General features: G+C 32.8%; 7 protein-coding genes, 1 tRNA gene, 1 rRNA gene and 1 pseudogene. All 10 read left to right on the top strand.

Annotated features, from left to right (window positions below):
- Window positions 1-38 precede the first annotated feature (38 nt).
- The 10 genes and pseudogenes from rrf to alr all read left to right on the top strand — a co-directional run bounded on the left by rrf (window position 39) and on the right by alr (window position 8,714).
- A 5S ribosomal RNA gene (gene rrf / locus BW929_RS11555) occupies window positions 39-155 on the top strand.
- A 111-nt stretch (window positions 156-266) separates the two neighbouring features.
- A tRNA-Asn gene (locus tag BW929_RS11550) sits at window positions 267-342 on the top strand.
- A 180-nt stretch (window positions 343-522) separates the two neighbouring features.
- The gene (locus BW929_RS11545) at window positions 523-1,158 is read left to right on the top strand and encodes an MBL fold metallo-hydrolase (protein WP_233493939.1); all 636 of its coding nucleotides are present in this window, start codon (window positions 523-525) and stop codon (window positions 1,156-1,158) included.
- Between the two features lie 212 nt (window positions 1,159-1,370).
- A complete protein-coding gene (locus BW929_RS11540; RefSeq protein WP_076545645.1) occupies window positions 1,371-2,132 on the top strand; it encodes a DeoR/GlpR family DNA-binding transcription regulator in 762 nt (253 codons plus the stop codon).
- Between the two features lie 22 nt (window positions 2,133-2,154).
- On the top strand, window positions 2,155-3,087 hold the full coding sequence (gene pfkB / locus BW929_RS11535) for a 1-phosphofructokinase (protein ID WP_076545644.1): 933 nt from the start codon (window positions 2,155-2,157) through the stop codon (window positions 3,085-3,087).
- A gap of 24 nt (window positions 3,088-3,111) precedes the next feature.
- A complete protein-coding gene (locus tag BW929_RS11530) occupies window positions 3,112-3,561 on the top strand; it encodes a PTS sugar transporter subunit IIA (protein ID WP_076545643.1) in 450 nt (149 codons plus the stop codon).
- 30 nt (window positions 3,562-3,591) lie between these two features.
- Window positions 3,592-4,980 (top strand): PTS fructose transporter subunit IIC, encoded by a 1,389-nt coding sequence (locus BW929_RS11525; protein ID WP_076545642.1) that lies wholly within the window; start codon window positions 3,592-3,594, stop codon window positions 4,978-4,980.
- Window positions 4,981-5,189: 209 nt separating this feature from the next.
- On the top strand, window positions 5,190-6,242 hold the full coding sequence (locus BW929_RS11520; protein WP_076545641.1) for a peptidyl-prolyl cis-trans isomerase: 1,053 nt from the start codon (window positions 5,190-5,192) through the stop codon (window positions 6,240-6,242).
- A 159-nt stretch (window positions 6,243-6,401) separates the two neighbouring features.
- A pseudogene (gene ald / locus BW929_RS11515) lies at window positions 6,402-7,526 on the top strand (alanine dehydrogenase).
- A gap of 63 nt (window positions 7,527-7,589) precedes the next feature.
- Window positions 7,590-8,714, top strand: a complete 1,125-nt coding sequence (alr, locus tag BW929_RS11510; RefSeq protein ID WP_084566195.1) for an alanine racemase — start codon at window positions 7,590-7,592, stop codon at window positions 8,712-8,714.
- The last annotated feature ends 39 nt before the right edge of the window (window positions 8,715-8,753 follow it).

The raw sequence follows: 8,753 nt of genomic DNA, 5'->3' as shown, positions 1-8,753 counted from the left end.
GCTTTAGAAGAGAGCAGAATCACATGTAAATAACGATTTCCGGTGGTAATAGCGGAGGGGCAACACTTGTTCCCATCTCGAACACAAAAGTTAAGTCCTCCAGCGCCTATGGTACTGCATTGGTAACGATGTGGGAGAGTAGGTCGCTGCCGGTCCTTTTTTTATTTAATTTGACTTTTTTAGAAAAAATCTAAAAAAGCACTGGAAATATAATTATATTTATGCTACAATATATTACAGTAAAAGAAAATATTAATATTTTATACTCCCCGATAGCTCAGTTGGTAGAGCAGGTGACTGTTAATCATCTTGTCGCAAGTTCGAGTCTTGCTCGGGGAGCCATTTTTATTTAGAGACCTTTAAGGGGTCTTTTTTTTATTTGAGCTAAAGTTAAAATTATAAGACTTAAAAAGTTTTAAATTTTGAAATTTAACCCCAAAATATTATATAATTAAATAAAGAAAATAAATTACTCATAAGCTTAAAAGATTTTACAGTACTTTAATTAAAAGGGGGAGTGATATGATGAAAATTAAATGGTGGGGTCATTCCTGTTTTTCAATTGAAATAAATGGAATTAAAATCTTGACTGATCCCTATGATGATAGTCTACCTTATAAAAAATTTGATGATTATCCAGATTATGTAACTGTCAGTCACGGGCATTTTGACCACAATGCAGTAGAAAGAGTTAATGGTGATTTTAAAGTGGTAGATAGTGAGAAAGGTTTAAAAAATGATGATCTGAACATTGAAGCATTAAAATCTTATCATGACAGCAGCAAAGGTAAAAACAGAGGAGAAAATTTAATTTATTTAATGGAAATAGGCGATTATAGAATCTGTCATCTCGGAGATTTAGGTCATTTGTTAGCTGAAAAGACTATAAATAAAATTAAAAATGTTGATCTGTTACTGATTCCTGTAGGAGGAAATTATACAATTGATGCTGAGACTGCTTATAAACTTACCAAAAAAATAGAACCAAAATTAATTATTCCAATGCATTTTAAAACAGATATATTAGATTTTCCTATTACGGGTGTAGAAAAATTCACCGATAAATTCGATGAAGAAGAAGTTAATTATGTTAATGAATCTGAAATTAATCTTGGTGAGACAGAAAATAAGCAGGTTATAGTTTTAAATTATAGTTAAAATAATTTAATATGGTTAGTTTATTCTATAAGTGACTTTATAAAAATATCTCAAACTGCAGTTTTATTATCATAACTGCAGTTTTAATTTTTTTCTACAATTTTTTGAAAATTGTGTTGACAAACAAAAACGAATAATATATAATCATAAATGAACACAAACGAAAGTAAACAATCATAAACAAACAACAATCACGAAAAGAGGTTTTATTAATGTTTGCGGAAGAGAGAAGAAAGAAAATAGTAAAATTATTAGAGAATCAAAAACGAGCAAGTGTTAATGAACTGAGCAGTAAATTTGATGTTTCACGTGCAACAATAAGAAGAGATTTAAGTGAATTAGAAAAAGAGGGATTTCTTCGTCGTACTCATGGAGGAGCTATTTTAAGTGGTAGCAGTAAATTGGAACCAAGTTTTAAAGAAAAAGAAGATAAACTGGCAAAAGAAAAAAGAGAAATTGGAAAAAAGGCAGCAGAAATAATAAGAGATGGAGATACAGTATTTATTGATGCTGGAACAACTACCAGATATATTATTGACTTTTTAAAAGGGAAAAAAGATATTACAATAGTAACTCATGCTCTGCATATCATTAATAAAATAAATGAAGATAATCTTAATTGCGAATTAATTGTAATTGGAGGAAATTTCAAATGGTCAACAGAGGCAATGATCGGTCCGCTGGCAGAAGATATTTTAAAAAAATTACATGTTGATAAAAGTTTTATCGGTTCTAATGGCTTTAATTTGGAATCTGCAGCTACAACCCCTGATTTAAATGAGGCAAAAATTAAAGAAATTGCTTTAAATATAGCAGGTGAGAATTTTATTTTATTTGATCAGAGTAAATGGGAGGAAATATATTTTTATCGATTTGCTGAATTAAATCAGATTGATTTTATTATTACAGATTCAATAGAAGAAAATAAGGCAAAAGTTCTTGAACAGGAAGAAATTGAAATAATTTTAGCATAAATTTAATAATGGAGGTGAGCAGATGATTTTAACAGTTACTTTAAATCCGGCTCTGGATAAAATAATAATTCTGGATAATTTAAAAGTAGGAAAATTAAATAGAGTAAAAGATACAACAGTTTTAGCTGGAGGAAAGGGAATAAATGTATCAGAAGTTTTAACAGAATTAGAAATTGAGAATAAAGCAATTGGGATAGTTGGTGGTAATAATGGCAGAAGAATAACTTCAATGCTTGAAAACAGAGGGGTCAAATCGGATTTTATCTGGTCTGATTTTGAAACAAGACAAAATTTAAAAATTAAAGAAAAAGAAACCAATCGGGAGACCGAAATTAATGAAGCGGGTAGAGTTAGTCAGGAAAATATTAATGATTTTATTAAATCATTTGAAAAAGCAATTAAAAAAAATAAAACTTTTGTACTTTCAGGAAGTTTACCGACAGGAGTAGACAAAGATATTTATGCCTTATTAATTGAAAAGGCTAAAGAAGAAGAAGCAAAAGTAATCTTGGATAGTTCTGGTGAAGAATTTAAACTGGCTTTAAAAAAGGCTCCTTATTTGGTAAAACCAAATTTAGAAGAAATTGAAAATCTATTGGGAAGAAAGATTAATAATAATGCTGATCTAAAAAAAGGAGCAAAATATTTACTTGATCAGGGAGTAAATATTGTTATGATTTCGCTGGGAGCAAAGGGAGCTTTTATTGCTTCGGAAGCTGAAGGATATAGAATTTATACCCCGCAGGTAAAAGTTTCTCAGACTACAGTTGGTGCTGGTGATACTATGGTTGCTGGACTGGCTGCTGAAATAGATGATAATCAAAGTTTAAAAGAAACTGGAATTTTTGCTGCAACACTGGCGACAGCTTATGTAAAAATTGGCTCGATAGCTAAGATTAATGATAAACTAATCAAAAGAATAAAAAATAGTACTAAGGTTGAAAAAATTTATTAATTAAAGAAAAGGGGTATTAAAATAATGGAAGTAAATGAATTTATTAATCAGAATTTAATTAAAATGAATTTAAAAAGTGAGGATAAAGAATCTGTTATTAAAGAAATGATAGAAATTATGGCTGAAAATGAAATAATTACTGATAAAGATGAAGTGATAAAAAAAGCAATGGAAAGAGAGGCTAAAGGTACAACTGGGGTTGGAAAAGGTGTTGCTATTCCACATGTAAAAAGTGATGCAGTTAAAAAACCTGCTGTTGCCTTTGGTCGTTCTAAAAAAGGTATCGATTATGGGTCTATGGATGAAAAACCAAGCTATTTATTTTTCTTAATCACTGTTCCCGAAGAATCACATGATGAACATTTAAAATTGTTAGCTAAACTGTCCAGAAATTTAATTCATGATGATTTTAGGAACAGCCTCTTAGAGGCCAAAGATGAGGAAGAAGTAATGAGTGTGTTGGAAAATATTTAAATCTATTTTAAAAATTAGGAGGAGTAGTTTATGAAAAAAATTGTTGCTGTAACTTCCTGTCCAACTGGAATAGCACATACCTATATGGCTTCTGAATCATTAGAAGAAGCTGGCAAAAAAATGGATGTGCAGATGAAAGTAGAAACCCAGGGCTCTGTAGGTGTAGAAAATGAATTAACAGATCAGGATATTAAAGAAGCTGATGCCGTAATTATCGCAGCTGATACCAATGTTAGTAAAGACCGTTTTGGTGGAAAGTATATTGTTGAAGTGGCTGTAGCTGATGCTATCAATGATGCTGAAGCCTTAATTAATCAGGCGCTTGAAGGTGCTGAATCTGGTAAAGAAAGTGAAGTGGATTCTAATCTTTATTCACAGGTAAGTGATGAAAAATCCAAGCGGAAAGAAAAAAGAACCGGTGCCTATAAGCATTTAATGACTGGGGTTTCTTTTATGCTTCCTTTTGTTGTTGCAGGAGGTCTTTCAATTGCACTGTCCTTTGTTTTTGGTATTAATGCTGCTGAACAGGAAGGTACACTTGCGGCTGCATTAATGCAGATTGGTGGAAGTTCTGCCTTTGCTCTGATGGTTCCTATTCTGGCTGGTTATATTGCTTTCTCAATTGCTGATCGTCCTGGTATAGCTCCTGGTATGATAGGTGGTATGCTGGCAAGCAGTATTGGTGCTGGATTTTTAGGCGGTATTATAGCAGGTTTTCTGGCCGGTTATATTACACAATGGTTAAAAAAGACTATCAAACTTCCAGAAAATTTACAGGGATTAATGCCTATTTTAATTTTACCATTTTTAGCTAGTTTGATTGTTGGTTTATTAATGATTTATTTAATCGGACCACCAGTAGAAGGTATCATGAATGGTTTAGAATCATGGCTGCAGGGAATGACCGATGCTAATGCTGTATTACTGGGGCTGATTTTAGGAGCAATGATGGCTTTTGATATGGGAGGCCCAGTTAATAAAGCTGCCTATACATTTAGTGTAGGACTTTTAGGTTCTGAAATTTATGGTCCGATGGCTGCAGTTATGGCAGCTGGAATGACTCCACCGCTTGGACTTGCTCTGGCAACTGTACTGTTTAAAAATAGATTTACCCGTCAGGAAATTGAAGCAGGTAAACCTGCCTGGTTTATGGGGATTTCATTTATTACAGAAGGTGCTATTCCTTTTGCTGCTGCTGATCCAATCAGAGTTATTCCTTCAATAATGACTGGTTCAGCTATTACAGGTGCACTCTCAATGTTGTTTGGGGTTGGTTTAAGAGCTCCACATGGAGGTATATTTGTCCTTCCAATTCCTAATGTTGTAAGCAATCTTGGATTTTATGCTCTGGCAATTATCGCAGGTACTATAGTAACTGCTTTAATGTTGAGAATAGTAAAACCAAAATTAGAGGAGTAGCAGCAGATATTAATAATTTCAAGCTGAAAATTTAAATTCAATAGTTAATTTAAAGAAGGTATCAGTTCTGATACCTTCTTTTTATGCCATTTATTAATAATTAGAATAGTATTAGAATCACCTGTGTTGACTTGCTTATAACAAAATTTATGGTATAATAATTAACGATGGATAAAAATTTAGAATATTTAAATTGGGAGTGTTTATTAATGAATTTAAAGAAAAACTTTTTAATTATCACAGCAGTATTTCTATTAGTTTTATCAATGCCAGTAATGGCTCAGGAACAAAATGCTCAGGAAACTAAGACTGAAAAAGTTAAAGAAGCTGTAACTGAACAAACTCCAGAAGTGGCAGCATATGTAAATGGTGAAGAAATTTCGATGCAGGAACTTGAGCAGTTTGCTGGAGTTAGAAATATTTTAATGCAGCTATTACAGTCAAATCAGGAATTTGCATCTGTAATTCTGCAGACAGAGGCAGGTAAAAATGTTGTAGATGAATTTAGAAAATTAAAATTGGAACAGTTAATTACAAATGAACTGCTTGTTCAGGAAGCAAAAGACAGAGGTATTGAAGTTAGTGATCAGGAAATGAACAATATTTTTGATCAGCAGGTAAATGCTCTAAAGCAGCAAAATAATTTAAATGATGAACAGCTGGAAAAAGCAATTCAGCAGCAGGGATTTGAATCCATGCAGCAGTATAAAGATATGTTTTTTGAAAATAATATGAATGGATTTTTAGTTAATAAATTACGCGAAGAAGTAGTAAGAGATGTTAGTGTAAGTGATGACGAAGCTAAGGAATATTATGATAACAATAAGCAAAAATATGAAACTTCTGAGCAGAAAAAAGTAAGCCATATTTTATTTGATGAAAAAGAAAAAGCTGAAGAAGTTTTAGCTAAAATTAATAATGGTGCTGATTTTGCAGAAATGGCTAAAGAATATTCCACTGGTCCTACAGCAGAAAATGGTGGAGATTTAGGATTTATCACTGCTAATGAGCAGGGTCTAGATAAAACTTTCCGTGATGCTGCAATGAAATTAAGTGTTGGAGAAGTTAGCTCTGAACCTGTAAAAACTCAGTTTGGTTATCATTTAATTAAAGTTACTGATTCTAGAGAAGCAGGAACCAGAGATTTCGAAGAAGTTAAATCTCAAATTAAAAGTCAGCTGAGAAGTCAGAAACAAAATCAGGCTTTTCAAGATTTTGTTGAAGGCTTAAGAGAAGATGCAGAAATAGATGTTAAACTGTAAAAAATAGAATTTTAAATATAAATCAAATATAAATATAATTAACTGTAAAAATTCCTGTTTCAGTAAAATGAGCAGGAATTTTTCGCTTTTATTAAGACTTTATATCTGATATTATAGTTATAGATATAATTTTAAAAATTAGATAGGGAGCTGATTTTAATGATAATTGCTGTACCAAAAGAGATTAAAAATAATGAAAATCGAGTAGCCTTAACAGCTGCGGGTACTGAAATTTTGAAAAAAGCCGGAAACTAAATTTTAATTGAAAAAAATGCCGGTCAGGGGAGTGGAATCTCTGATCAGGATTATAATAAAGCAGGTGCAGAAATAGTTAATAATAAAAAAGAACTTTTTGACCGGGCAGAAATGATCATTAAAGTCAAGGAACCTTTACAAGAAGAGTATGATTTATTTAAAAAAGATCAGATTCTATTTACCTATCTTCATTTAGCAGCAGATAAGGAACTTACAGAGGCTTTAAAGAAAAAAGGAGTGACTGCAGTTGCTTATGAGACTGTTCAGAGTGAAGATGGAGAACTACCACTTTTAACTCCAATGAGTGAGGTAGCAGGAAGATTATCTGTACAGGCGGCGGCAGCTTTTCTGGAAAAGCCAAAAGGTGGAAGTGGAATGCTGCTGGGGGGAGTACCGGGAGTTAAACCAGCTAAAGTAGTTGTAATTGGTGGAGGAATTGTTGGCCGTAATGCAGCAAAAATTGCTCTTGGGATGGGAGCAGATGTAACAATTATGGATATTAAGCAGTCGACAATGCGCTATATAGATGACATTTTCCAGGGACAGATAAAAACTATTATGTCAAATAATGCTCATGTGGCTGAAGAGGTCAGTCAGGCAGATGTAGTAATCGGTGCAGTTTTGATCCCGGGTGCTAAAGCCCCTAATTTGGTTACAGAAAAAATGATAAAAACTATGACAGATGGTTCTGTTGTTGTTGATGTAGCAATTGATCAGGGTGGATGTATAGAAGGAACTTATCCAACTACTCACGATAACCCAGTATTTACCAAACATGGTGTAATTCATTATTCAGTAGCCAATATGCCGGGAGCAGTTGCCAGGACTTCAACCTTTGCTCTGACCAATGCAACACTTCCTTATATTAAAAAATTGGCTGCTCTTGGATATAAAAAAGCTATGCTTAATGATTATTCTCTAGCTAAAGGTTTAAATATTTATCAGGGAGAAGTATTCTGTCAGGCAGTAGCAGAAAGCTTTGGGCAGGAATATAGGAGTCTAGATAATTTATTAAAATCCTGGCAGTAGAAAGTATAATAATTTGATTAGTATTTATATAGATAAGTTAAAGCAGTTGATGGAGGTAAAATGATGGAACAATATTTAAAAAGACCCGCCTGGATTGAAATTGATCTTAGTGCTTTAGAGCATAATTATAAATTTATTCGCAGGAAAATCAACTCAGAGACTAAGATTGCAGCAGTAGTTAAGGCGAATGCCTATGGTCATGGGGCAGCAAAGGTAGCTAAAAAATTATCTCAGCTGGGAGTGGAATATTTCTGTGTTGGTAGCCCGGATGAAGGTATTGAATTAAGAGAGGCAGGAATAAAAAAACCAATTTTAGTTCTGGCTGAGGTACTGGATTCACAGTACCAGGATATTATTAAGGGAGATTTAATTCAGACCGCTGCCAGTATAAATACTTTAAAAGCTTTAAATCAGGTTGGAATTAAAGCGAATAAAATAATTAAAGTTCATTTAAAATTTGATACAGGTATGGGAAGAATTGGATTCTTTCCAGAGGATTTGCTTGAGATTTATCAGTTAGCAGAAAAATTGAAAAATATTAAAGTCGAGGGTGTTTTTAGCCATTTTGCCAGGGCAGATGAAAAAAACAAGGAATTTTCTTTTAAGCAGCTAAAAAGATTTAAATCAGCTTTAAATAAAATTAAAGCCGCTGGTTTTAAATTACCTCAGCTACATATAGCTAACAGTGCAGCTGTAATAGATCTAGCTAAAACTTCGCTGGATTTAGTTAGACCGGGAATTATGCTCTATGGTCTACTTCCATCCAATCAATTAAAAAATGAAGCCTATTTAAAGCCACTTTTATCATTTAAAACAAGAATTGTTCAGCTTAGAACTCTGCCTGCAGGTTCAGCCGTCAGTTATGGTTCTACCTATACAACTGAAAAAGATGAGAGGATAGCAGTTTTACCAATTGGTTATAAGGATGGTTATCCAAGACTTTTATCAAATCAGGGAGAGGTTTTAATTAACGGAAAGAGAGCTCCAATTAGAGGTAGAGTTTGTATGGGACAGACTATTGTCAGTGTTGAGCAGATAGAAAATGTTGAAGTTGGAGATGAAGTTGTCTTAATTGGAAAACAGAGTAAGGAAGAGATAAGTGCTACAGAGATAGCTGATTTAGTAGGGACTATCAATTATGAAATAATATGTAATTTAAGTGAAAGACTAAAAAGGATATATTTGTAATTAAATTGGATTTTTGCATTTGAGATTGATAAACTTTTA

This window comes from Halanaerobium kushneri (assembly GCF_900156285.1).
GTDB lineage: Bacteria > Bacillota > Halanaerobiia > Halanaerobiales > Halanaerobiaceae > Halanaerobium > Halanaerobium kushneri.
This window is presented reverse-complemented; position numbering and strand designations above follow the sequence as displayed.